Here is a 24,608-nt window from a genome sequence, read left to right as displayed (position 1 = left end):
CCGACAAATAGGCCCAATGCTTGCACATTAGAACCGTATATAGTCGAAAGTATACCCCGAGCGAACGCAATCGGCCGAATTCTGGGCATCTTAACGCACTGAGCGGACAAGGATATAGCCTAATCTCCATATCGGATTAAAATCATGGCATCAAATAACCTTCCCATGCGAGGATTCTATGACGGTAAGCGATATGACCGTGACAAACAAAACAAATGCGCCAGAACCCGGTTTCGACAAAACCGCCCAGCGTATCCTCAACCTTTTCTTTGTCCTCAACAGTTCCCCCGAGCCCGTAACTACCGAGCAGATCGTGCTGGATTCTGACCTAGGCTACGGATCGGGCAACGTCGACTCGGATAAGCGAAAATTTCGCCGCGACCGCGACAAGCTACTCGAGCGGGGCATTGTGATCAAGGAAGTTCGCGCCGCGGGTGCCCAGGAGACCGAGGAGAGCGCCTGGACAATCGACCGTGAGCATACGTTTGCCGCGGGCGGCTTGATCACCGCAGACGATGCCGACATTCTGCTAAACGCTATCGATCAGACCCTCATCACGGGCTCTTCGGCCTTTGCGACCCCGCTCGCCGACATACGCTCCAAAATTGCCTATCTTACCGGCGAGACGAATACGGCCGAGCCCCCCGTTCTTCACTCGCCGACGGTCGATGCGGTATGGAGCGCGTTTGCCGACCGATGCGCGCTGCGCTTTTTGTATCAAAACGGACGGGGTGAGCAACGACAACGCACTGTTTGCGTCTACGGCATGTTCGAGCGCGAAGGAACGGCCTACTTTTGCGGCCTAGATGACGCCACCGGCAAAATCAGAACCTTTCGCTGCGATCGCATCGTTCGTGCGTGGCGTCCATCGCGGGCCTACGCCATTCCCGCAGACTTCAATCTCAACGATTACCTCTTCTTTGAATTCGATTTCTCCGATTGCCAGCCCGTCACGGCAACTTTCTCGTTTGCTCCGCAGGCTCAATCCGACATGGTCCACGGCCTCACACGTGGGCGAGGAAGGCTCGAGCACGCCAAAGACGGCTGGACCTGGACCGTTGACGTTCGCGACCTGAATGCGGCGGCGTCATTTTGCATGGAACACAGCGTTGACGGTATGAGGCCCGTAGCGCCCAACGAACTCAAGCAGGCGTGGAACCGCCTCATCGAAAGGACAGTGAGCGCTCATGGCCGTGCGTAAGCTCACCAGCGAACAAAGGCTCTCGCGCTCCATCGACATTATGGAGGCACTCTATGCCGCCGGCGAGGCGGGCATGACGCGAGACGAAATCTGCAGTCGCTTCGATATCTCCGGAGCTTCGCTCGACGAGATCATCGGCATCATCTCGACGCTCGCAGACCGCGAATCGGGCGCGCGCATCATTTGCGAATGCCACGATGAACGTGTGGTTCTCATCGGCGATGCGGGCCGTGTGCTGCCGCTTCGCCTGAGTGCCGCCGAGGGCGCCGTACTCAACCATGAATTGGAGTCACTCGGAATCGAGGAGTGCGCGGCGGCGCGTATCCGGCGCGCACTCCTTCCGGCGGAACTCGGATACAACCAACGCGTTGACGATACCGTCGCCCGCGGATCTTATTGGCAGCAACTCTGCTGTGCAATTCAGGATGGCGTGCGATGCCTCGTCACCTACCGCTCCCTGGACGACCAGCATCCACGCAGGCGATTGATCGACCCCCTAAAGATCACGACCAACGGCGACCAAACGTACCTGATTGCCTGGGATGTCGAGGCAGACGGGCAGCGCTCCTACCGTATGGACAAGATCGAGGAGCTTCTGCTGACGGAGGACTCCGTCGTGCGTCACACGACCGAAAACACGTCCCTGCACGATTCCCTTGCACAGGCAAGCCAGAGCGTTAAGCTCCTGATGCCGCTCGATATGGCAGAACGCGTGAGGTGGGCAGGTATCAGGTCAATTAAAGCCGATGGGGAGGGTACGGCAAGCGTGACCGTTTCCTATAGCTCCGAAAACTGGCTGTTTAGCCAGATTATCGCAGCGGGCGGAGCCATCCGCATCGCAGACGACCCCGCCCTTTCGAAGCGCCTATGTGATGCCGCCGAGGCAATGGCCTTCCGTTCTTAGCGATGGCGTTCGTGCGCTTGGCGCCATAACTGAAGATAGTGGCCGATCTGCGCCGTTTCGATGCGCTGATACGAGCTGGTAGGCAGCGATGTCAGAAATTTCTTGCCGTAACCCTTCGTCACCAGACGCGGGTCGGCCAAAATCAACACGCCGCAATCGGTCGATGAGCGAATCAGGCGACCGGCCGCCTGCTTGACCTCGAGAACCGCCTCGGGCAGCGAGTAGCGTACCCAGGCGCGGTCCTCGCGCAGATTGCGCTCGCACGAGAGAGGATCGGTGGGGCTCGAGAATGGCAGCTTGGGGATAATGACGCATCTCAGCGTCTCGCCGCTGGCATCGAAGCCCTCCCAAAAAGCCTTGAGAGCAAAGAGCGACGAGGTCGACTCGTTGATAAAGCGATCGCGCAAGCGACGGGGAGACGAATTGCGCTGCTGACAATTGAGTTCCAGGCCGGCACGCGCCAGCTTGGGCTCAACCCGAGCGTACAGGTCTTCCATATCGCGGCGATTGGTGAACAGCGTGAGCACCGACCCGCCCATGGCAAGATGGGCATCGACCAGTACGCGCTCGAGCGCGGACAGATAGCCCTCGCGGTCGCGAGGGTCGGGAATGTCCCCCGCCACGACTACGGCCATGTTCGAATCGAAGTCATAGCTCGAATCCAGATGTAGTGACGAGGATGCCGAAGCGGCGATGCGATCGAGGCCTACGGCATGGTTAAAGTGCTCAAAGCTCTTGGACACCGTCATGGTTGCCGAGGCAAAGATGGCCGTATGTACCTCGGGCAGCCACTCGTTCGCCAGGGCCTCGCCGATGTCGATGCGCTCGGCGGTCATGGATTCTCCGCCCGCACGTAGGCGGCGGTTGACCTGCAGCGAGTACACATAATGCTCGTCGGTGCCGTCAATGATGAGCTTGAGGTTCTCGGCCAGCTCGTGCAGACGGCGCGAAATATCGCCCAGGTCGACGACGACCTCGGGTTTATCGGCAACGACAGCCTGCACCAGCGCGGCAACATTTTTATCCGCCTGCTCCAGGGCATCGATAGCAGCGCTGGCAGACTGCAAGAAGTCATGCCAGTCATCCGACTCGCGCAACTCGGGGCCAATCCACAGATTTGCGCTGTCGTAGCCACCGCGGGCGCGACGGCCGAGCTCACGCACGCCGTCAAACACCTCGGCGAGTGCCATGCTCGCGCGTGCGACCGTAGACGTCGCCTTCGCGGTGAGCCCCAGATAAAGCGTGGAGCCTTCGGATGTCGACAAATCACGAGATACCTGGCTCAATGCACCGGAGCTCGACCCGCCAAGGCGCTCAAATAGCACGCGAGATTCGTCTGCCGAGACCACGCGCGCCCACTGGCGGCGCGCCTCGCGCTCGATGGAATGGGCCTCGTCGATTACCCAGTGGCGGATGGGAGGCAAAATTCTCCCTTCGGCCGCAACGTTGCGAAACAGCAGGGAATGATTTGTGACCACAACATCGGCATGCGCCGCGCGACGACGGGCACCGTGGACGAGGCATTTATCGGGGAAGAACGGACACAGGCGGCGAGCGCATTCGCGCGAGGCCGTCGTAAAGTCGGGACGGTTGACGCTGCGCCAGCGAATGCCGAGCGAATCGAGGTCACCATCGGCAGATTGGCACACATACGCCATGATCACCGCAACCGCTGTGAGCGTGTCGGCAGGATCGCGCTTGGTGGTAATCTCGGCCTGACTTCGGCTCATGCGCTCGAGTTTGCGCAGGCACGGATAGTGGTCATATCCCTTGAGCGCACAGAATGACAAGCCTCCGTCCAGCTGTTCGGCGAGTTTTGGCAGCTCGTGGTACATAAGCTGATCGGCAAGATTATTCGATTTGGTCGCAATGCCAACGGTAATGTTGTTTCGGCGGGCGGCCTCGGCAAAGGGCACGAGATACGCCATCGATTTACCGACGCCCGTACCGGCCTCTATCACGCGATGCGTATCCGTAACCAACGCGTCGCGCACCTCGAGCGCCATGGCAATCTGCTCGTCGCGCGGCTCATAAGTGGGATACATGCGATTGACTAGACCACCGGGGGCATAATCCGCCTCAATCTCTTCGCGGCTCGGCATGTTAAGAACCGGCAGCTCGTCGGCATCCACGCGATCATCGGCGCGATCGGCCTTGAGCACGTCGGCGCGGGCGGCGGCAAGCGAGAAAATCGAGCCGGGGTTTTGACCTGCCAAAAAAGAGAAAATGGGACGATAGGACCAAGGAACATCCGCGTGCATATCCGCCAGACGCGCCATAAGGCCCTGCGGCAAGTCCGTAAGGGCAACCAGCAGCACGCGCCACACCCCACACAGGGCATCGACATCCGCATTTGCACGGTGCGACACGGAGTCGCAGCCAAACAGATCGGCCATAAAGGACAACTTGTGCGATGCCAGGCGCGGCAGCGCGATACGGGACAACGCCAGCGAATCGATCCAGATGTCGCTGACGTTGACACCGCCCTTGACCGATTCGATGAATGATCGGTCAAACGTGGCATTGTGCGCGATAACCGGGCACCCGCCCACAAAATCGGCGAGCGCAGCCACGGCCTCTACAGCCGAGGGGGCATCGGCCACATCGGCGTTTGTGATGCTTGTGAGCTCAGTGATTTCGGCAGGGATCAGCTGCTTGGGATGCACAAACGTGTCAAAGCGGTCAACGACCTCGCGGCCCGAAAGACGGGCCGCGGAAATCTCGATAAGCTCGTTGTCCTGGACCGAAAGACCCGTGGTCTCGGTATCGAGGACGATAACATCCTCCTCGATAAGGCCAAACGATTGTGTGCGGGCACGCTCGGCGAGCGTTGCATAGGAATCAATGACAAACCGCGGCGTTCCAGGAGATACAGCATCCTCGATTAGCATGCAATGCCCGCTCGACGGAGACCCATGCGAATCAGACTGTCACAGACCTGCGGGAAGGTCATGTCTTTGGTATGACGAATCTCGTCCGGATACAGCGACGTATCGGTCATACCAGGAATCGTATTGGTCTCGAGGATGACGGGGCCGTCCTCGCTCACGATAAAATCGCTGCGCGAAATGCCCAGACAGCCGAGGGCTTTGTGGGCCGCACAGGCTAGTTCCTGGGCACGAGCATAGTTTTCGGGCGAAATCTGCGCCGGAATACGGTGGATATCCGTGGGATCGACGTACTTCACATCCAGGTCGTAGAACTCACAGTCCTCAGGCTTGCGAATCTCGACGATCGGCAGGGCGCGCACGTCATCCTCGCCGTAGACGCCTACGGTAATCTCGGTTCCCTCGATGCACTTTTCGACCAGCACCTTATCGCCGTACTCAAAGGCCTTGGCGATGGCGGCAGGCAGCTCAGAGGGCTCGTGTACCAGGGAGATGCCGTAGCTGGAGCCGTTGACGGCGGGCTTTACAAAGCAACGCTCGCCGCAAATCTCAACGATGCGATCGATATCAACCTCGTCGCCCGCCTCAAGCGCCAAACCGGGGGCAATGGGGATGCCCGCCTTGGCATACAGAAGCTTTGAAACCTCTTTATCGGCGCCACACGCACTGGCGAGCACACCCGACGCCGTATAGGGGATACCCAGCGTCTCCATGGCTCCCTGCATGGCGCCATCCTCGCCGCCGGCGCCGTGCATGGCGATAAACGCCACGTCAAAATCGCCAGTTGCCATAGTCACCATAAAATCATCGGCAGCCGTATCGAGCAGCTCCACCGAAGTGTAGCCAGCCTCCTTTAGGGCCACCACGACGTTCTTTCCTGAATTGAGCGAAATCTCGCGCTCGGCGGAATGGCCGCCCGCCAAGACCGCTACGTGCATGTTCTCTAGGCTTTTACCCGGCATGGGCAGACTCCTCCTCTATGATTTCTGCAGCTGATACCATATTGTAGCGATACCCCCTACGTTTCCCCAAAATCGAAAGGCTTCCATGAATCCCAGGACTAAATCTCAGGACATTCGCGACTTGAGCCAAAACGATATTCGCGAGCTCGTGGCCGAACTCGGCCAGCCCGCTTTCCGCGCGAAGCAGCTCATTGAATGGGTTTTTGAGAAGAACGTTTGTTCGTTTGACGATATGACCAACCTTCCCAAGGCTTTCCGCGAGCAGTTAAAGGAGGCCTTTGCCTTCGACACGCCGACCGAGCTCACCAAGCAGGTGTCCAAGGACGGCTCTCGTAAATACCTACTCGAGTACCACGATGGCATTTCTGTCGAGACCGTCGGCATGCCCCGTCGTAACAAGCTCTCTGTCTGCGTATCCACCCAAGCCGGCTGCGGAATGGGCTGTGCTTTTTGCGCTACCGGTCTCAACGGCCTCAGGCGCTCGCTGACCGCCCAGGAAATCGTCGACCAGGTACTTCACGTTTCCAATGATTTTGGCGAGCGCGCGACAAGCGTAGTGTTCATGGGCCAGGGCGAGCCTTTTGCCAACTACGATGAGGTTCTTAAGGCGCTGCGCATCCTTAATGACCCCGACGGTATCGGCATTGGAGCGCGCCATCTCACCGTGTCTACCAGCGGTGTTATTCCTGCCATCCGTAAGTTTGCCGACATTCCCGAGCAGTTCACCCTAGCTGTCTCGCTGCACTCCGCTATCCAGTCCACACGCAATAAGCTCATGCCCGGTGTCAAGAAATACACACTCCTGCGCCTTCACGAGGCACTGCAGCTCTACACCGAGAAGACCGGCCGCCGTCCGACATACGAATATGCCATGATCGAGGGCGTCAACGACACCAACCCCGAAATGCAGGCACTCTGCGACTTCTGCGAGGGCACGCTGTGCCACGTCAACCTGATTCAGCTCAACGATATTGAGGGCAGCCCGCTCAAGCCGTCACCGATCCATAAGGTAGAAGACCTTCAACGCCGTCTTGAGTCCCGTGGTATCGAGACCACGATCCGCAACTCTCGTGGCAACGATATCGATGCGGCTTGTGGCCAACTCAAGCAGCGTTTCAAAGTTCAGAAGAACGCGTAGGGGAGACCAGCCTAAACGTTTCATGTGAAACATCAGAAAGCCCCGGTTGCTTAATTGCAACTGGGGCTGTTTCATATTCATCGATTATCTGCATCATACGATTGTCCAGCATTATTTAGGACGATATTAGGGATCCCTGTACTGGTGATCAGACAAGGAACCCTTCAGAATAGATGAGTCATTGTTAGGTACCTAAAGGCCTACATTTTCCCATTGATGATTAACCCAATCTTGGTTGATCTTGGGATTCTTAGTCATCTGAGCCGTACGCATGGCAACGTCCTCGGTCATAACATCCATTTTCTTTTTTGAGGTATCAACGATATCCTGCGCTCCGCGAAGTAAACGACCACGCAATTCATCATCTGTCGCAATCTTATAACCGGCAAAAGCGCCAACTGCAACAGTAGCAGCCAAAGCGACAGCAGTCAGAACTTTATTCCTCATCCTGACCTCCTTGATCAAACTGAATGATTTCGCCAAGAATGCGAGAGAGTTCCTCTTCATCCTTAAATTCAATCTCGATCTTGTTCTTGCCGCGCGAGCTCTTTACGCGAACGTTCGTGTTAAACACCTGACGCAGAACGCGTGCCGCCTTCTTAAAAGACTGAGGCGTTGCGGTTCGAGGCGTTTTTGGTGTCTCTCCGGCAGAAAACAACGGAGCTAGATTTTCTGTCGCGCGGACGGACAATCCTTCCGCAACAACCTTCTCAGCTAACTTAATGCGTGCATCTTCGTATGGAACTGCAAGAATTGCACGAGCATGGCCAGCAGTCAGTTTACCTTCAAAGATCATCTGCTGAACAACCTCTGGAAGATCAAGTAGGCGCAGCGAATTGGTGATTGCAGAGCGAGACTTGCTAACAGCCTTCGACAAGGCCTCTTGAGTCATACCACTCGCATCGATGAGCTGTCGATACCCCTTAGCCTCTTCGACGGGATTGAGATCAGAGCGTTGCAGATTTTCAATCAATGCAAGCGCAAGCATCTGTTCATCATCAACATCTTTTATGATGACAGGAACTTCCTCAAGTCCAGCGAGCTTAGAAGCCTGATAACGGCGCTCACCCGCGATAATCTCATAGCCATTACCGTGCTTGCGTACAAGAAGTGGCTGAAGAACACCATGCTCCTGAATCGACTCACTCAACTCTCGAAGCTCGGTCTCATTAAAATGAATTCTGGGTTGGTTGGGATTCGGAACGATATCTTCGATTGGAAGTTTAGTTTCCGAAGCAGTATTGGATGCGGACGTCGCAGATCCACCGGTCTCATATTCTGCTTCGGAGACCAATGCATTGAGTCCGCGACCCAAACCGCCACGCTTCCTAGGACTAGGCACGCTTGATCACCTCTTTGGCAAGGTTCATATACGCCTTTGCACCCTTATTTTGCGGCGCATATGTAATTACCGGCTCACCGAACGACGGTGCTTCTGATATTTTAACCGTACGCGGAATCAAGGTCTTAAATGCCTTATCGCCAAAGTACGACTGCACTTCTTCGACAACCTGATTTGAGAGCGATGTTCGCGAATCATACATCGTCATAAGCACGCCATAGGTATCAAGGCTCTTATTTAGGCGTGTTTTGACCATCTTCATCGACTCAAGCAGCTTCGTGACACCTTCGAGTGCGTAATACTCACACTGAATCGGAATCAGAACACTGTCCGCCGCCGTCAACGCATTAATGGTCAGCAAGCCAAGTGAAGGCGGACAGTCAATAAATATAAAATCAAACTCATCCTTAACAGGCTCAAGCAGATCTTTCAAGCGTGTTTCTCGTGCAATTGCGCTTACAAGCTCAATTTCGGCACCTGCAAGCTGGATAGTAGCCGGAATTACAAATACTTTACTGCAATTTGTATCCAGAACAAGCGATTCAGCCGGAACATCATTCAGCAATGCATCATAGATGCAGTTATCGAGTTCTTCTTTTTCGATTCCAAAGCCGCTCGTGCTATTACCCTGTGGATCAAAATCGACAATCAGCGTCTTTCGACCCAGTTCACCCAGTGCTGCTGCAAGGTTTACTGCTGTGGTGGACTTACCCACACCACCCTTTTGATTGATGATTGCAATGATACGCGTGTCTTTTGCGCTCTTCGAACGCTTAACGTCGCGAAATCCCACGGTCCCTCCTGGTGTATTTTAAGCTGTTAAACGGAGGATGTTTCACGTGAAACATTCCGATTCATCATCTGTTATGTTTCACGTGAAACATAACAAGTAATCACTATCCATTATGTTTCACGTGAAACATCTAGGCAAGCGGATTCTTCTTCGCCATGCCATTAGCACGTGGAAGCGAGATAGCTGCCGGACGAGATTTTTTTAGAATGATAAACTCGCGATGACCCAAGCCATTTGGCAAATCTAAATCATCTGTCATAAGTGTGGTGAACCCGCATATGCTAGCGGCGGTTAGACCAGACTGAAGTTCGACGTCTGACGGGTTTCCCTTAGTGATAACAAAGAGACCACTATCTATTAGAAATGGTGAAGCGTACTCGACGAGAACTGGTAACGGTGCAAGTGCACGAGCAGTAACAACAGCAAACTGTTTCTTATGGCTTCGGGCATATTCTTCAAGACGATCATGAACCGCGTGAGCATGCTTGAGACTGAGAGCCTCAACAAATGAGTTAACGGCATCAACCTTCTTGCCAACCGAATCGATATAGGTAGCCTTACGTCCGCTAGCAATTGTCAAAGGGATACCGGGAAACCCAGCACCAGTACCCATGTCTAACAAAGCGCCTTCTGGAGCTATGTCTATATAGGGAAGCAACACAAGCGAATCAAGAATATGAAGAACAGCCGCATCTTCGATATTTAGGATGCGCGTAAGATTGGTGGTCTTATTAGCCTCCAAAACGAGATCAAGATGCTCAATACAGGAGCGTAGGGCATCATGGGAGACCTTCAAAGAATAGTCTTCGCAATACGAAATTAGACGACTAAGCATCTGACTTGTCTGCTCATCGGTTAGTACAAACAAGACAAACTCCTATCTGACAAAAATCAGTGTATCAAGAACTTTTGACAAAAAAAGGGGACGTGGAAACCACGCCCCCTTAAGATAAGCTCGTTTAGGTTATCGAGCAACAATCACAACATGACGATCGGGGTCAGAACCCTCGGAATGCGTGTCGACGGCATCGTTGCCGCGAAGAGCAATATGAACCAGACGGCGCTCGTAGGCATTCATGGGAGGAAGCGAAACGCTTTTGTGGGTGCGAACTGCCCGCTCGGCAGCAGACTGAGCCATAGAGGCAACTTTGTCCTGGCGGCGGCTCTTATATCCCTCGACGTCGACGACAACCGGATACCTAAAGCCAAGCTTGCGGCTCACCAACAGCGAGAACATAACCTGAAGGGCATCAAGGGTGCGACCATGACGACCAATTAGGACGGCAAGGTCGGGAGCCGTTACATCAAGAATCAGTTCGCCCTCGTCGCCCTCATACTCATCGATAGGAGAGTTGGCGGCGTCGAAATGCGAAAGGATGGAACGAAGAATAGAAATCGCAACATCGGCAATGGTGTCGAGCTCTTCATCCGTAAGCTCTTCACCAGCCTTGTAGCGCTGTGCAATCTCGAGATAATCGCCCGCGGCCTGCGGGGCAACCTCCTCAAGCATATCCTCGACGATCTCTTCAGACATAACGTACTCCAAAAGTTAGGTACCTAAATAAGATTACTATACCGCTACTTCTTCTTGTGCGGGCGCGGCTTCTTCTCGCGACGCGTGACCTCAACCTGCAGCGGGGCGTTCTTAAGACGCTCCTCCTCTTCGGCCTTAGCCTTCTCGATAACCTTCTGCGTCACAAAGATCTGCTGGATGACCTGCCAGGCAGAAGACACGTCGTAGTACAAAAGAACACCAACGGGCAGGCTCCAACCCATCCAGAGCATCATGACGGTCATGACGACGGCCATCATACGCATGCTCTGGGCCTGCTGACCAGTCTGATTGCGCGACATGTACAGCTGCGGAATCAGGGTCAGGACAGCAAACAGAATCAGGCAAACCAGCGCAGGCAGTGCGACCATAAAGCCATCGGCAAAAGAGGCACTCGGCGTGGTAGTCAGATCGGGCAGAATGTTGAAGAACGAGAAGGTGCCCTCGTTAAAGTAATGCGGCAGGTTGCGCAGAAGCGTAAACAGGGCGATGAGGATAGGCATCTGAATCAGAAGCGGCAGGCAGCCGGACAGCGGATTGAACTTGTTCTCGCTGTAGAACTTCTGCATCTCCTCGGCCTGACGCTGGGGATCGTCGGCGTAGCGCTCCTGGATCTCGAGCATCTTGGGCTGCAGCACCTGCATACGGGCCGTCGACTTGGTCGACTTGAGCATGAGCGGCGTCAGCAGCAGACGGACGATGACCACCAGGATAATGATGGACAGGCCCCAGTCGACCGCAAAGGTCTGGATGAGCTTGAGCAGCTCGAAAAGGATGTTAACGATCCAATCCCACATGTAATTTTTCCTCCGATAGCGAGTGCCCGCTAGGGCACAGGGTCATAACCGCCGACGTGCAGGGGATTGCAGCGAGCGATGCGCCTCACGGCAAGCCAGCAGCCTCTACAAACACCGTATTTCTCGATAGCCTGGACGGCGTAATGAGAACACGTTGGATAATAAATGCAGGCGTCAGGCAATAAGGGCGAAATGACCTGTTGATATATGCGAATAGGAGCGATGGCAACACGTCGCAAAACGTGATTGCTCATCGCTCCTCCCCGGCAACGCCGGCGCGTATCACAAGCGAACGCAATGCCTCGTTCATCTCCTCCGGCGACGAGATCCTCGTCTTGGGGGTCGCGAACAAGATGATGTCATAACCCGCAACGGGAAATCCGCAGCTGCGGGCGGCCTCGCGCATCACACGCTTAGAACGATTGCGCACAACTGCGCAACCGAGTCGTTTAGCACCAACGAAGGCGACCCTTCCAGAGTCGCCTTCGCCAACCGATTCACATATGGTCATTCGAATCAGAGGATGATTGAAACGACGCCCCTGACTGAACACATGCTCGAAATCTTGCCGAGACTTAATAGTCTTCATGCGAGATGTGTGTATCGCTGCTAGACAGTGAGACGCTTGCGGCCCTTGGCGCGGCGACGGGCGAGCACGGCACGACCACCCTTGGTGGCCATACGGGCACGGAAGCCATGGGTCTTGGCACGCTTACGCTTATTAGGCTGATACGTACGCTTCATCTTAAGTTCCTCCTGCTGCATTTCGAGTGTCCGCGAGGGCGCGGACGCAGATATAGACACGTGAGCTTGAAGATTGTAGGGAAATCAATGTTCAAATGTCAAGAAATCAAAGGTAAAAGGTTGCGCAGTTCACACGGTTCCGCCATAAGCCGGATGAGTTTTTGAGTATGACTCCAACTTTTCACGATATTTCACCGAGTTTTCAACAGGTCATGTTGCCAATGTTGAGAACTTTTCGCCCATTTTCCAAAGTTTTCAACATATTTTGAAAACTTGTCGAAAGATGAGAAACATTGCGCGGTGAGCTACTATTTATCCGAAACCTTTTGAAAGATTGCGAGCGGCATGTCTGACGACTTTTACACCATGGTCGATTCCGGTGACCCGGCACCCGACAACGAGCACATTAACGGCGTACGCGAAGAGCGCAAAGAGGGCGAGCAGACATCGAAACAGACACCGAAAACCATGTATGCGGCGCGCATCGCCGTCTATGACGACATGCTTTCGACCCCGCGCGTGATCGTCATCGAGCCGCAAGACATCCGCACGTATCTGGAAGAGACGACTAACACCGTCTACCAGTGCATGAAAGAGCAAGGCGGACACATCTCACTCATGGTTATCCGCGAGATTGTCGAAAACTTTATCCACGCCCACTTTGCCGAGCCCATTATCTCGATCCTGGACGGCGGGGAAACTATCCGCTTTGCCGACCAAGGTCCGGGCATCGACGACAAAGAGCGCGCCTTCGACTTTGGCGTGACCAGCGCAAACAGCAAGATGAAGCGGTATATACGCGGCACCGGGGCAGGTTTTCCCATGGTGCAGGAATACCTGGAAAACGCCGGCGGGGCAGTCTCCATCGAAGACAACATGGGCAATGGCACCGTCGTCACGGTGAGCCTCGACCCCAAGCGCGTGCAGGAAATTGAGCGCGCGGGAGGGCGCGGGGCAGCCGTGCGCCCCGAGGCCCAGGGGTCGGAATACCCACTGCCGGGAGCATTTCCACAGCAAGCAATGATGACTCCGCAGCAAACCATGGCCGCGTCCTCACTACAACAGCCCATGGCTTCGCAGCAGATGCATCAACCCGGCATGCCGCCCATGCAGGACCCCCAGCCCGCGGGACAGACGACAACTCAAGGCTCGGCAGAGTCCATGGTCCCGGCCGATTTGGATGCAGCCGTGATGCAGCAGGTGACGGGCATGCAAGGAGCTCGGCAGATGGGCTTCCAACCGTACCCGCAGGCATATCCGGGACAATATATGCCGCAGCAGGGATACTCCCAGCAATATATGCAGCAGTATCCCCAGGGCTATCAGCAGCCGTATCAGCAGATGCCGCAGCCGTACCATCCCTGGGCCCAGCAGATGCCGCCGCAGCCATACCAACAGTGGCCGCAAAGTTTTCAACAGCCGATGCCAACCATGCAGAGTTCTCAACAACCAGCAGCTCAAATGATGTATCCTAATGCGGCGAATCAATACGCACAGCCGCAACCGGACGTATTTGTGAGCGAGCGCGGCAACGCGGCGCTGGGATATCTGGCTCAAAACCAAGAGTGCGGCGCCACCGACCTGGCGCGAGCATTTGGAAACTCCGCGCCCACGTGGTCACGCACACTCAATGACTTGGCGCAGGCCGGCTTGGTAATCAAACACGGTCAGAAATACCATCTGACCGAACTCGGCAGCGCTCGCGTGCGTGCCCAAAGTTAAGGAACGGGAGAGACAGTGGACGAGGAAGCAAGCATCATCCTGGAGGATGCCATCGCCTTTTGCCAGCGCGACGGCCAAGATGCACGCCTCATCAACATGTTGGGGCAATCGCGTGCCGTGAGCCTGACCGAGGACACCTTGACCATCGAGGCACCGTCGCGCTTTGCCATTGCGCAGCTCAAAAAGCACCAGCCGACTATCGAGCACTACCTAGAAGAGATTGCCTTTGCGCCGATCGCGCTCAACATCGTGGCCCCGCAGGGTCCCACGACAGGCGCCACGGGGGCGGCACCCGTCACTCCCCCTTTGACGACCGTCGCCCCCGTGGCGGCTCCGGAGACCAATGCGAGCGATGTTTCCCGTGAAACCATGCCCCACGCAACAGCCGCGCCGGTAGCAACCGCCCCCAGCGTTTCACACATGCCCGTCGCGCACGACGCGGCGCCGGGCGAAGAACCGGGCGTCGCGATTAAAAACACGCTGTCGGCCGACGATTTCCGCCGCATGATGAATCAGATGAAGGGCGTGACACCCGCCAAGAGCGCAAAACCAGTCTCGACATCGCCTGTGAGCGTCCCCACGGCTGCTGCGGCGGGCGAGCAGAACGCCGATGGCGCGCCCCTCGTGGCCAACTCAAAATTCACCTTCGAAAACTTTGTCTACGGCCCCGAAAACAGCCACGCCTATCGTTCGGCGCTTAAATTCGCCGCACTCGCAGACGAACGCGGTACTTGCACATCCCTGTTCATCTATGGCAAATCGGGCTTAGGCAAGACCCACCTGCTGCTCGCTATCAAAAACGAGCTCGCCGAGAAGTCGCCCGAGATCAAAGTGAAATACGCCAACTCACAGGCATACATCGATGATCTGATGACAGAATTCGACCGCCAAAAGAAGAGTAACGCTCCCATCATGCAGGCATACCACGGCGTGGACGTGCTCATCATCGATGACATCCAAAACATCATCGGCAAGCGCGCGAGCGTGGATTACTTTTTCCAGCTCATGGACGAGTTTATCCGCAACAACAAGAAGGTCGTGATTGCCGCAGACCGTGCGCCCAAGGATCTGAACATGGACGAGCGCCTGACCAGCCGCTTTAACGCCGGCATGCTCTGCTTGGTAGCAGAGCCCAGCTACGAGATGAAGTACAAGATTCTGCAGCGCTATTACGAGAACACGATCGCGGCGGCGCCCGAGGCGGGCGACGACTCGCTGCTGGCGGCCTACGGTGGCGACAGCGGACATCTGACCGACGAGCACTTTAAACATATGGCGGAGGTATCGGGCACCAACATCCGTGAGCTCGAGAGCTTCTGCGAGCGCTGCGCCGGGGAGGCGGGCGACCGCGAGCGCGAGGGTAGCGAGCTGAGCTTCGACGACATCGATGCCATCGCCAGCCAGTACTTCGACACGTCGGCCAAAAAGATCAACGTGCAGACAGTTCAGTCTGTTATCGAGGAGCAGTACGGCGTGACGCATGAGGAGCTCATTGGTCCGCGCCGCAATGCCAATATCGCCAAGGCTCGCCATATCGCCATTTACCTAGCGATCGAGATGTGCGAGATGACAACCACCGCCGTGGGTGCGGAGTTTGGCAACCGCAACCACTCGACCGTCAGCACGAGCTACAAAAAAGTCCAGAAGATGATCCAGGAAGACCGGACCGTGACCGAGGACCTCAAATCGCTACGGGACAAAATTACACTGCGCTCGTAGGGAAATAGGCACACCTGTTGAAAACTTGTCGAAACCGCGGGCATAAGGTGTCTAAAACCCAGCCCGCTCCGATGAAAAGTTTTGCGCAGGTTTTGAACGTGGAAAACGACCCCTGTTGCACACAGGGAACTGTCGATTCTCTTTTTGGGTTTGACCTGCATGTTTGGGAGTAATCAACAGTTTCGTCAGTACTATTACTATTATTAAGATATTTATATCTATAGAAAGGTATTAAAAGATGAAGTTCACCGTCAGCCAGAGCTCGCTTACGCAAGCAATCGGCGTCGTCATGAAGGGTGTCGCTTCGGCATCCACCCTCCCTATTCTGTCGGGCGTGCTCATCAAGGCACAAGACGGCATCTTGGAATTCCAAACCTCTAACTACACTATCTCGATTCGTCACCGCATCGCGGCACATGTGGAAGAGGAAGGTGAGATGGTAATCCCCTGCAAGATGCTCTCCAACATCACCAAGACCCTTCCCGATGCCCCAGTTACCTTTGAGCTTTCGGAGCGCCAGGTGCTGATCGGTTGCGAGAAGAGTTCCTTCCGCCTGAATACGCTCGATGCCAACGATTTCCCCGAGTTCCCGGCCTATGCCATCGAGAGCGCCGTTGAGCTCCCGACCGACATTCTGTCCGAGATGGTCAGCCGCGTGTGGCGCGTCACCTCGACCGACAAGGCCCGCCCCATCCTGGGCGGTGTGCATATGAGAGTCGAAAACAACACCGTGCGCCTGGTGGCGACCGACTCCTTCCGTCTGGCCGTGTGCGATACGCAGGTGGAGACCTCGACGCTCGAGGGCTCCTTTGAGCTCAACGTGCCGGCCGATGCCTTCAACGACGCCCTGAGCATCATGGCGAGCCAGGCGACCATTATGATCGGTGCCACCGACACCCAGGTTGTCTTTGAAGCCGGCAACACCACCTACGTGTCGCGCCGCATAGAGGGTATGTATCCCAACTACAAGCAGCTCATCCCCGATTCGTGCGTAACGAGCGTCAAGATCGACGTGGCGGCTTTTAATGCCGCCCTCAAGCGCGTGGCGGTCATCGCGAGCGCCAACCCCGCCGTCAAGTTTGAGATCGATGTCGAGAACGGCCAGATGGGCCTGTCCTCCATCTCCAATGACCAGGATCTGGCGCAGGAGACGATCGATGTCGAGGCCGAGGGCGAGTCGGGTACCATTGCCTTTAACTACCACTACATCTTTGGCTGTCTCAACGCCCTGTCCAAGGAGAAGGAGATCACGCTGGAGCTCAAGAGCTATTCGCAGGCCGGCATCTTTAAGTCCTACGACAAGATCAACTATCTGTACCTGGTCATGCCGGTGCGCATCTAGCGGCGCCCTATGGCCATGTTCGCCCGCGATCTTTCCGTCGCGCGCTACCGCAGCTTCGATAGCTATCGCCTGGAACTGAGCGATGGCGTGACGGTGCTCGCGGGGCCCAATGCGGCGGGAAAGACCAACCTCATAGAGGCGCTGCAGCTGCTAACGAGCGGCGCCTCGTTTAGGCATTCCACTGCCGTCGAGCTTGTGCACGACGGCACGGGTTTGTGCAAGGCCGAGCTTAGGCTCGAGGGCGATGGCCGCGTGCTGGACATGGGCCTATGCGTGGAGGACGGTAAGCGTTCGTTTAGCCGCAACGGCAAGCGATGTGCCGCCTCTGGTGTGCGCGGCGTGCTGCCGAGTGTTTTGTTCTGCCCCGATCATCTGGATATGGTTAAGCGCGGTGCCAGCGTGCGTCGCGCCGCGCTCGACGACTTTGGTGTGCAGCTGAGCGCCCGCTATGCCGATCTGGCAAGCGCCTACGGCCGCTGCGTGACGCAGCGCAACGCCCTGCTCAAAGAGACATGGTGCTGCCGTGAGATGCTCGGTGCGTGGAATGAGTCGATTGCCCGCGCCGGATCGGCCCTGCTGGTGCACCGCTTGGCCCTGCTCGATCGCTTGGCCGCCCACGTGCGCAATGCCTACGGGCTGGTTGCGTCCGGGGAGGAGGCCGATGTGGCCTATGCGTCCACGTTGGGGGAGCTGCCCCAGACCGATGACCGCGAGGAGCTGAGGGGCTGGGCATACGAGCGCATGCTCGCGGCGCTCGACGAGCGCGCCGACGAGGAAATCCGCCGCGGCGTGACACTCGTGGGTCCGCACCGCGACGAGATTGAGTTTTCGGTCGCCGGCCGCTCGGCGCGCTCGTTTGCCAGTCAGGGTCAGCAACGTACGTTGGTTCTGGCCTGGAAGGTGGCCGAGGTGGCCGTAGCCCGCGATATTCTGGGTACCGCCCCGCTGCTGCTTTTGGATGACGTGATGAGCGAGCTCGACGGCGATCGCCGCGCCGCTTTTTTGCAGCTGATCGGCGACGACATCCAGACAGTCATAACCACCACCAATTTGGGATACTTTACCGATGAGCTACTTGATCGAGCCAAGGTGGTGAGCATGGGTGAGGCATGCTAATTACGAGCGTGAGAACGGCACGGCTGCCTTCAGTGACTTTTTGGGTGCCGAGCGCCAGCGCATCTTGGCGTCGGCTACGCCCGAGCGTCGTGCGCAAATGGAGGCCGCCGAGGAATCGCGCGCGGTCTACCGTGCTTGGAACGCGGTGTGCTCGGGCACGCGCGAGGGCCGGCACGTGACGGGGCTGCGTTATCTTCCCGAGTCCAACGAGCTGCTGGTGTATCTCGATTCGCCCTCGTGGACACAGGAGATGACACTTTTGCGCGAGATAATCCGCGCACGCATGGAGCGTGCCGGCGCGCATGTGGATGGCCTGGTATTTAAGACGACCCGTCCCGGCCATACGCCGCCCGCGGCAAAGGAGCGCCTGCGCCCGGTCGCGCCCCCGCGCCCGCCCGCGCCGCATGCCGACCTGAATGAAGCCGAGCGCGCCGAGATCGAGCGCCAGGTGTCGCCCATCGAAGACCAAAAACTGCGTGAGGCCCTCCAGAACGCCATGAGGGCCAGTGCCGAGTGGGCCAAGGGCGTGCAAAGCAAAAAAGAGTCTTAAATCGCATCTGGTGGCCTTGTATAGGCAAATACCCTCGTCCCCGAGGGTATTTTTTACGATAAAATAGTAAGGCTATACAGATTTTCTTAACCGAAGGAGGACGTGTGGCAAACGAAAACGATTACGATGGCGGCGAAATTAAGATCCTCGAGGGTCTCGAAGCCGTCCGTAAGCGCCCGGGCATGTATATCGGCTCGACGAGCGCCAGCGGTCTGCACCACCTGGTGTGGGAGATCGTTGACAACTCCGTCGACGAGGCCATGGCCGGTTTCTGCACCGAGATTCAGGTGACGGTCCACGCCGACAACTCCATTACGGTCGTCGATAACGGGCGCGGCATCCCCGTCGACGAGCACCCTGTCAAAAAGATTCCGACGCTCGAGGTCGTCATGACGATCCTTCACGCCGGCGGTAAGTTCGATAACTCGGCCTATAAGGTTTCCGGCGGCCTGCACGGCGTGGGCATCTCCGTTGTCAACGCCCTGTCCAAGCGCGTGGTCGTGCAGGTGCGCCGCGACGGCAATATCTACGAGATGGAATTCTCGCGCGGCAAGACCGTCAAGAAGATGGAGGTCGTGGGCGCCTCGGATTCGACGGGCACCACCGTCTCCTTCTGGCCCGACGACGAGATCTTCGAGACCTGCGTCTACGATTTCGATACACTGCACAATCGTCTGCAAGAGACGGCGTTTCTCAACAAGAACCTCAAGATCGTGCTGACTGACGAGCGCGAGGCGGCTCCCCGCGTGGAGGAGTTTTGCTACGAGGGCGGCATCATCGACTTCGTCAAGTTCCTCAACGACGGCAAGGACGTCCCCGAGGCCTTTAAGGAGCCCATCTACATTGAGGGCAAATCGGACCCGGATGCGCCCGTGGCCAAGATGGGCGAGGTCGAGGTATCCCTGCAGTGGAACGCCGGTTATGGCGAGAACGTCATGTCGTTTGCCAACGACATCTACACCCCCGAGGGCGGCATGCACCTCGAGGGCTTCCGCACCGCCCTCACCCGCGTGATTAACGATTACGCCCGCAAGCAGAACCTGCTTAAGGAGAAAGAGGCCAACCTGAGCGGTGACGACGTGCGCGAGGGTCTCTCGGCCGTCATCTCGGTCAAGCTGCCCGATCCGCAGTTTGAGGGCCAGACCAAGGCCAAGCTCGGTAGTTCCTACATGCGCGCGCTTACGCTCAAGATCGTGACCGACGGTCTTGCCGACTACCTCGAGGAGCACCCCAAGCCCGCCCGCGAGATCGTCAAGAAGGCGCAGCAGGCCTGCAAGGCCCGCAACGCCGCCCGCAAGGCGCGCGAGGCGACCCGTCGCAAGAGCCTGCTCGAGACGGCGTCGCTGCCCGGCAAACTCGCCGACTGCTCGGTGCGCGATGCCGAGCTGACCGAGCTCTTCATCGTAGAGGGCGACTCGGCAGGCGGTTCGGCCAAGGACGGCCGTCGCCGAGACATCCAGGCGATTCTGCCCCTGCGCGGCAAGATTCTGAACGTCGAGCGCGTGGGCGACCATCGTGCGTTCTCGAGCGACACCATCCAGTCGCTGATCACCGCGATCGGTTGCGGCGTCACGACGAGCGCCGGCGACGGCGGCGACTTCGATATCACCAAGGCGCGCTACCACAAGATCATCATCATGACCGATGCAGATGTCGACGGTGCGCATATCCGCATCCTGCTGCTGACGTTCTTCTACAAGTACATGCGTCCGCTGATCGATGCCGGCTATGTCTATGTTGCCTGCCCGCCCATCTTTGGCATTAAGGTGCGCAACAAGATCCACTACGTGTATCCCAACGGCCGACAGCCCGAAGACGAGATTCTGCGCGACACCATTCAGAGCCTGGGCCTGAACCCCGACGACAACGACGAGGACGGCAAGGCCAAGGATGGCAAGATCACCAAGAAGCGCAAGGGCTATACCGTCCAGCGCTACAAGGGCCTGGGTGAGATGGACCCCAAGCAGCTTGCCTCGACGACGATGGACCCCAAGACCCGCATTTTGCAGCGCGTGACGATCGAGGATGCCGTGGTGGCGGACCGTGCCGTACGCGAGCTCATGGGTTCCGAGGTGGGCTATCGCCGCGAGTACATTGAAAAACACGCGCATGATGCACGCTTCTTAGATGCCTAACCTGTTCGGCTTTCCCAGCCACCGCACCTTCGCCCTCAATCGTCGGTCGCGTACCCAAGTACGCTTCCATCCTCTTTCGGGCGAATCTGCGGCACCTGGAAAAGCCGTCTCCGTGGTAGGGAACTAATGGACCACGCAAACCATGAGGAGGTAACGTGGCAGACGATATCAACAACAACGAGGGTATGGACGAGGCCGGCGACGCCGGTATGCCCGATGATCTGAAGCGCCTGCTCGCCCGCGCCGAGCAGGGCGAGGACGGCGATCCGGATTCCTACAACCCCGATGTCGAGGATGAAGAGGAAGAGGATGACGACGCCGAGCTCGAGGAGAGCTTTGGCGCGGTCGATCGCGGCGCCTCGGCCGGCGAGGACATCAACGGCGGCCAGCTCCAGATTTCGGAGTTTGGCCGCGAGATGAAGCAGTCGTTTATCGAGTACTCGATGTCGGTCATTACGGCACGCGCCCTGCCGGACGTGCGCGACGGCTTAAAGCCGGTGCACCGCCGCATCCTGTACGCCATGAACGAGAGCGGCATCTACCCCAACCGCCCGCACAAGAAGTCGGCCTGGACGGTCGGCGAAGTTATCGGTAAGTACCACCCCCACGGCGACTCCGCGGTCTATGAGACCATGGTTCGTCTGGCGCAGTGGTTCTCCATGCGCACGCCGCTTATCGACGGCCACGGCAACTTTGGCAACATCGACGGCGACGGTGCCGCAGCTATGCGTTACACCGAGAGCCGTCTGGCAAAGCCCGCCATGGAGCTGCTCCGCGACCTGCAGAAGGATACCGTCGACTGGCAGCCCAACTACGACGAGTCGCTCGCCGAGCCCGTGGTACTGCCCGCACGCTTCCCCAACCTGCTGGTTAACGGCAGCCAAGGCATCGCTGTAGGCATGGCCACCAATATCGCCCCGCATAATCTCACCGAGGCGATCGAGGCCACCTGCTACCTGATCGACAACCCCGACGCCACCGTCGACGAGCTCATGCAGATTATGCCCGGCCCGGACTTTCCCACCGGTGCCATCATCATGGGTAGCGCCGGCATTAGGCAGAGCTACGAGACCGGCCGCGGTTCCATCACCGTGCGTGCCAAGGCCCATGTGGAGTCCACCAAGACCGGCCGCAGCCGCCTGGTCTTTACCGAGATTCCCTACATGGTCAACAAGGGCACCCTGCAGGAGAAAATCGCCCAGCTCGTAAACGACAAGCGCATCGAGGGCATCTCGGATATGCGCGACGAGTCCAACCAAAAGGGCATCCGTCTGGTCATTGAGCTCAAGAAGGGCGTTATCCCGCAGGTCGTACTTAACAACCTGTATAAGTACACCTCGCTGCAGACCACCTTTGGTGCCAACAATCTGGCGCTCGTCAATGGCGTTCCTAAATGCCTGAGCCTGCGCGAGATGCTGCAGCACTACATCGACCACCAGGTTGACGTAGTCACCCGCCGCACCCACTTTGACCTTAAAAAGGCCCAGGCCCGTGCACATATCCTTGAGGGCTACCTTATGGCCCTCGACCATATCGACGAGGTCATTAGCATCATCCGCTCCTCGCAGACCGATTCCGAGGCCAGCAGCCGCCTGATCGAGCGTTTTGGCTTTACGCCCGAGCAGACCACGGCCATCCTCGAGATGAAGCTGCGTCGCCTGACCGGCCTGGAGCGCGACAAGATCCAGGAAGAGCTGGACGGCCTGCGCCGTGCTATCGCCTACTACGAGGACCTGCTGACACACGAGGAGAAGATTCTGGGCGTCATCAAGGAAGAGATGCGCGAGATCTCCAAGAAGTTTGGCGACAAGCGCCGTACCGAGATCAGCCAGGTCGAGAAGGATCTGGACGTCGAGGACCTCATCGCCGACGAGGACATGGTCGTGACCATCACCCACACCGGCTATGTGAAGCGTATCCCGGTGGCCGCTTACCGCGCCCAGAAGCGCGGCGGCAAGGGCGTGTCGGGCGTCAACCTTAAAGAGGACGACGTTATCGACGAGATGTTTATCGCGTCCACCCACGAGTATGTGCTGTTCTTCTCGAGCAAGGGCAAGGTCTACCGTCTGAAGGTGCACGAGCTGCCGGTTGGTACGCGCCAGGCGCGCGGCACCGCAATCGTCAACCTGCTTCCCTTTGAGGAAGGCGAGAAGATTGCGAGCGTCATTAGCTGTCGTGAGTTCCCCGCCGATGAGTACCTGATGTTTGCCACCAAGAAAGGCATGGTCAAGAAGACCGTGATGAGCGCCTATGATCGCAGCCGCCGCGATGGCCTCATCGCCATCAACCTGAGGGACGACGACGCGCTGCTCGCCGTGCGCCGCGTGCGCGAGGGCGACAAGATCATCATGGCCACCACTGCGGGCAAGGCGATCATGTTCCCCGAGGACCAGGTTCGCGCTACCGGCCGCGACACCAGCGGTGTCCGCGGCATTGGCATGAAGGACGGCGTGAGTGTCCTGGGCATGGAGGTCACCAACGGCGAGGGCGACCTGTTTGTCATTACCGAGTGCGGCTACGGCAAGCGCACGCCGGTCTCGGATTATCCGGAGCAAAACCGCGGCGGCCAGGGTGTCTACACCATCCAGATGACCGAGCGCAAGGGCAACCTTGCGGCCATGAAGGCGGTCGGCCCGCAGCACGAGCTGTTTATCGTGACGGAGGGCGCGACGGTCATTCGCGTCAAGACCGACGAGATCAGCCAGACCGGTCGAACCACGCAGGGTGTCAAGATGATGACCGTCGACGACAACGACCGCGTATGCGCTGTGGCCCGTATGGATGCCACCAAGGAGAAGGACGCCGAGGGCGAGGATACGGCGGAGCCTGCGGAAGACATTGTTGAGCCTATGCCCGAGGTTATGGACGAGGCATAAAAGAGCTTCTGACGCGGGGCATATAAGCCAAGATCGGGGCCGGGTGCAGTTCGAATGGACTGTGCCCGGCCCTTTTGTATCTCGTTAAAGAAAAAGCCCGCCCCCAGTGATGAACTGCGCCCCAAATCTTGGACGCCCTAAATAGCGACTAGGCCGCAAGGGCCTGATTCCGGAACTCCTCCGGGGTCAGGCCCTTCAATCTTACCTGCCTCCGGCTCGTGTTCCAGTGGACTATGTATTCCTCCAGGTCGCGTTTGAAATCCTCGAACGTCTTCCACTCGCGGCCCCTGTAGAACTCGTCCTTGACGTGGCCGAAGAGCTGCTCGGTGGCGGCATTGTCGATGCAGTTCGCCTTCCTGGACATGCTCTGGACGATGCCGGCGGCCTCGAGCCTGGATGTGTACGAGGCGTGCTGGTACTGCCAGCCCCGGTCCGAGTGCATGGTCGGGGTGGCGCCCTCGGGGATCTTGGGCAGCAGCTCGTCGAGCATCCTCGCCTGCTGGGCCATGTCGGGCGTGGTCGATATGTCGCTCGCCACGATCTCCTTGGTGCAGAAGTCCAGCGTCGGGGCCCAGTAGGCCTTACCGCCAGCCACCTTGAACTCGGTGACGTCCGTCCCCAGCTTCTGCCACGGGGCCCCGGCGTCGAAATCCCTCGCGATCACGTTCTCGAACGTTCTGCCGACGACGCCCCTGTACGAGTTGTACCTGTGGTAGGTGTTAGCGTCAATCTATTTTTCACCAGTTTCGCTAAACAGGCGCGCCGTTCGCGCAAAGGCGGTTTCACCGGTTGCGCTAACGTATTTTCACCGATTCCGGTCACGGCTT

General features: G+C 57.6%; 22 protein-coding genes. 10 read left to right on the top strand and 12 right to left on the bottom strand.

Annotated features, from left to right (window positions below; genetic code table 11):
* Positions 1-178: 178 nt before the first annotated feature.
* Positions 179-1,201, top strand: a complete 1,023-nt coding sequence (locus ACTQ05_RS07225) for a helix-turn-helix transcriptional regulator (protein ID WP_441538596.1) — start codon at positions 179-181, stop codon at positions 1,199-1,201.
* Positions 1,188-2,105 (top strand): helix-turn-helix transcriptional regulator, encoded by a 918-nt coding sequence (locus tag ACTQ05_RS07220; protein ID WP_441538594.1) that lies wholly within the window; start codon positions 1,188-1,190, stop codon positions 2,103-2,105. The genes ACTQ05_RS07225 and ACTQ05_RS07220 overlap by 14 nt, the downstream gene beginning before the upstream one ends.
* Here the strand turns inward: ACTQ05_RS07220 and ACTQ05_RS07215 are convergent.
* Both ACTQ05_RS07215 and ACTQ05_RS07210 read right to left on the bottom strand, forming a co-directional pair.
* On the bottom strand, positions 2,102-4,996 hold the full coding sequence (locus ACTQ05_RS07215; protein WP_441538592.1) for a helicase C-terminal domain-containing protein: 2,895 nt from the start codon (positions 4,994-4,996) through the stop codon (positions 2,102-2,104). The two genes, ACTQ05_RS07220 and ACTQ05_RS07215, sit on opposite strands and share 4 nt — an antisense overlap.
* Entirely contained in the window at positions 4,990-5,955 is a 966-nt protein-coding gene (locus tag ACTQ05_RS07210) for a D-alanine--D-alanine ligase family protein (RefSeq protein WP_427748142.1), read from the bottom strand. The genes ACTQ05_RS07215 and ACTQ05_RS07210 overlap by 7 nt, the downstream gene beginning before the upstream one ends.
* 85 nt (positions 5,956-6,040) lie before the next feature.
* Between ACTQ05_RS07210 and rlmN the strand changes: the two genes are divergently transcribed.
* Entirely contained in the window at positions 6,041-7,093 is a 1,053-nt protein-coding gene (gene rlmN, locus ACTQ05_RS07205; RefSeq protein ID WP_441538591.1) for a 23S rRNA (adenine(2503)-C(2))-methyltransferase RlmN, read from the top strand.
* 192 nt (positions 7,094-7,285) lie between these two features.
* On the opposite strand, the gene ACTQ05_RS07200 is transcribed toward rlmN, so the two are convergent.
* From ACTQ05_RS07200 to rpmH, 9 genes are all read right to left on the bottom strand, one after another.
* Complete coding sequence (locus ACTQ05_RS07200; protein WP_441538589.1) at positions 7,286-7,540, bottom strand: hypothetical protein; 255 nt, start codon at positions 7,538-7,540, stop codon at positions 7,286-7,288.
* Positions 7,530-8,408, bottom strand: coding sequence for a ParB/RepB/Spo0J family partition protein (locus ACTQ05_RS07195; protein ID WP_427795191.1), 879 nt, complete (start codon positions 8,406-8,408; stop codon positions 7,530-7,532). Before ACTQ05_RS07195 ends, ACTQ05_RS07200 begins: the two co-directional genes overlap by 11 nt.
* A 19-nt stretch (positions 8,409-8,427) precedes the next feature.
* Positions 8,428-9,228 (bottom strand): ParA family protein, encoded by an 801-nt coding sequence (locus ACTQ05_RS07190; protein ID WP_441054678.1) that lies wholly within the window; start codon positions 9,226-9,228, stop codon positions 8,428-8,430.
* Positions 9,229-9,358: 130 nt separating this feature from the next.
* Entirely contained in the window at positions 9,359-10,096 is a 738-nt protein-coding gene (rsmG, locus tag ACTQ05_RS07185) for a 16S rRNA (guanine(527)-N(7))-methyltransferase RsmG (protein WP_441538587.1), read from the bottom strand.
* 96 nt (positions 10,097-10,192) lie between these two features.
* Positions 10,193-10,762, bottom strand: a complete 570-nt coding sequence (locus ACTQ05_RS07180) for a Jag family protein (protein ID WP_154516793.1) — start codon at positions 10,760-10,762, stop codon at positions 10,193-10,195.
* Positions 10,763-10,806: 44 nt separating this feature from the next.
* Positions 10,807-11,577 (bottom strand): YidC/Oxa1 family membrane protein insertase, encoded by a 771-nt coding sequence (locus tag ACTQ05_RS07175; protein WP_427717906.1) that lies wholly within the window; start codon positions 11,575-11,577, stop codon positions 10,807-10,809.
* 29 nt (positions 11,578-11,606) lie between these two features.
* Positions 11,607-11,831: a membrane protein insertion efficiency factor YidD gene (gene yidD / locus ACTQ05_RS07170; RefSeq protein WP_154516787.1), complete on the bottom strand. Its 225-nt coding sequence runs from the start codon at positions 11,829-11,831 to the stop codon at positions 11,607-11,609.
* Positions 11,828-12,166, bottom strand: coding sequence for a ribonuclease P protein component (gene rnpA, locus ACTQ05_RS07165; RefSeq protein WP_154516785.1), 339 nt, complete (start codon positions 12,164-12,166; stop codon positions 11,828-11,830). Before rnpA ends, yidD begins: the two co-directional genes overlap by 4 nt.
* 20 nt (positions 12,167-12,186) lie before the next feature.
* Positions 12,187-12,321: a 50S ribosomal protein L34 gene (gene rpmH / locus ACTQ05_RS07160; RefSeq protein ID WP_019127408.1), complete on the bottom strand. Its 135-nt coding sequence runs from the start codon at positions 12,319-12,321 to the stop codon at positions 12,187-12,189.
* Between the two features lie 345 nt (positions 12,322-12,666).
* Here rpmH and ACTQ05_RS07155 point away from each other — a divergent pair, with 345 nt between their 5' ends.
* From ACTQ05_RS07155 to gyrA, 7 genes are all read left to right on the top strand, one after another.
* A complete protein-coding gene (locus ACTQ05_RS07155) occupies positions 12,667-14,043 on the top strand; it encodes an ATP-binding protein (protein ID WP_441538585.1) in 1,377 nt (458 codons plus the stop codon).
* Positions 14,044-14,058: 15 nt separating this feature from the next.
* A complete protein-coding gene (locus ACTQ05_RS07150; RefSeq protein ID WP_441538583.1) occupies positions 14,059-15,762 on the top strand; it encodes a DnaA ATPase domain-containing protein in 1,704 nt (567 codons plus the stop codon).
* Positions 15,763-16,000: 238 nt separating this feature from the next.
* Positions 16,001-17,104, top strand: coding sequence for a DNA polymerase III subunit beta (gene dnaN / locus ACTQ05_RS07145; protein ID WP_427729028.1), 1,104 nt, complete (start codon positions 16,001-16,003; stop codon positions 17,102-17,104).
* Between the two features lie 9 nt (positions 17,105-17,113).
* A complete protein-coding gene (gene recF / locus ACTQ05_RS07140; protein ID WP_441538581.1) occupies positions 17,114-18,220 on the top strand; it encodes a DNA replication/repair protein RecF in 1,107 nt (368 codons plus the stop codon).
* Positions 18,207-18,770, top strand: a complete 564-nt coding sequence (locus ACTQ05_RS07135) for a DciA family protein (RefSeq protein WP_441056457.1) — start codon at positions 18,207-18,209, stop codon at positions 18,768-18,770. The genes recF and ACTQ05_RS07135 overlap by 14 nt, the downstream gene beginning before the upstream one ends.
* 104 nt (positions 18,771-18,874) lie before the next feature.
* Complete coding sequence (gene gyrB, locus ACTQ05_RS07130; RefSeq protein ID WP_441048774.1) at positions 18,875-20,905, top strand: DNA topoisomerase (ATP-hydrolyzing) subunit B; 2,031 nt, start codon at positions 18,875-18,877, stop codon at positions 20,903-20,905.
* A 185-nt stretch (positions 20,906-21,090) separates the two neighbouring features.
* Positions 21,091-23,781 (top strand): DNA gyrase subunit A, encoded by a 2,691-nt coding sequence (gene gyrA / locus ACTQ05_RS07125; RefSeq protein WP_441538608.1) that lies wholly within the window; start codon positions 21,091-21,093, stop codon positions 23,779-23,781.
* 148 nt (positions 23,782-23,929) lie between these two features.
* On the opposite strand, the gene ACTQ05_RS07120 is transcribed toward gyrA, so the two are convergent.
* On the bottom strand, positions 23,930-24,511 hold the full coding sequence (locus tag ACTQ05_RS07120) for an IS3 family transposase (protein ID WP_441538606.1): 582 nt from the start codon (positions 24,509-24,511) through the stop codon (positions 23,930-23,932).
* Positions 24,512-24,608 lie beyond the last annotated feature (97 nt).

Source organism: Collinsella sp. LCP21S3_A9, from assembly GCF_052118785.1.
Taxonomy (GTDB): Bacteria; Actinomycetota; Coriobacteriia; order Coriobacteriales; family Coriobacteriaceae; genus Collinsella.
This window is presented reverse-complemented; position numbering and strand designations above follow the sequence as displayed.

Coding starts and splice junctions, on each gene's coding strand:
- ACTQ05_RS07225 (WP_441538596.1), top strand. CDS start 179: ATGACGGTAAGCGATATGACCGTGACAAACAAAACAAATGCGCCAGAA.
- ACTQ05_RS07220 (WP_441538594.1), top strand. CDS start 1,188: ATGGCCGTGCGTAAGCTCACCAGCGAACAAAGGCTCTCGCGCTCCATC.
- ACTQ05_RS07215 (WP_441538592.1), bottom strand. CDS start 4,996: ATGCTAATCGAGGATGCTGTATCTCCTGGAACGCCGCGGTTTGTCATT.
- ACTQ05_RS07210 (WP_427748142.1), bottom strand. CDS start 5,955: ATGCCGGGTAAAAGCCTAGAGAACATGCACGTAGCGGTCTTGGCGGGC.
- rlmN (WP_441538591.1), top strand. CDS start 6,041: ATGAATCCCAGGACTAAATCTCAGGACATTCGCGACTTGAGCCAAAAC.
- ACTQ05_RS07200 (WP_441538589.1), bottom strand. CDS start 7,540: ATGAGGAATAAAGTTCTGACTGCTGTCGCTTTGGCTGCTACTGTTGCA.
- ACTQ05_RS07180 (WP_154516793.1), bottom strand. CDS start 10,762: ATGTCTGAAGAGATCGTCGAGGATATGCTTGAGGAGGTTGCCCCGCAG.
- ACTQ05_RS07175 (WP_427717906.1), bottom strand. CDS start 11,577: ATGTGGGATTGGATCGTTAACATCCTTTTCGAGCTGCTCAAGCTCATC.
- yidD (WP_154516787.1), bottom strand. CDS start 11,831: ATGAGCAATCACGTTTTGCGACGTGTTGCCATCGCTCCTATTCGCATA.
- rnpA (WP_154516785.1), bottom strand. CDS start 12,166: ATGAAGACTATTAAGTCTCGGCAAGATTTCGAGCATGTGTTCAGTCAG.
- rpmH (WP_019127408.1), bottom strand. CDS start 12,321: ATGAAGCGTACGTATCAGCCTAATAAGCGTAAGCGTGCCAAGACCCAT.
- ACTQ05_RS07155 (WP_441538585.1), top strand. CDS start 12,667: ATGTCTGACGACTTTTACACCATGGTCGATTCCGGTGACCCGGCACCC.
- dnaN (WP_427729028.1), top strand. CDS start 16,001: ATGAAGTTCACCGTCAGCCAGAGCTCGCTTACGCAAGCAATCGGCGTC.
- recF (WP_441538581.1), top strand. CDS start 17,114: ATGGCCATGTTCGCCCGCGATCTTTCCGTCGCGCGCTACCGCAGCTTC.
- gyrA (WP_441538608.1), top strand. CDS start 21,091: ATGGACGAGGCCGGCGACGCCGGTATGCCCGATGATCTGAAGCGCCTG.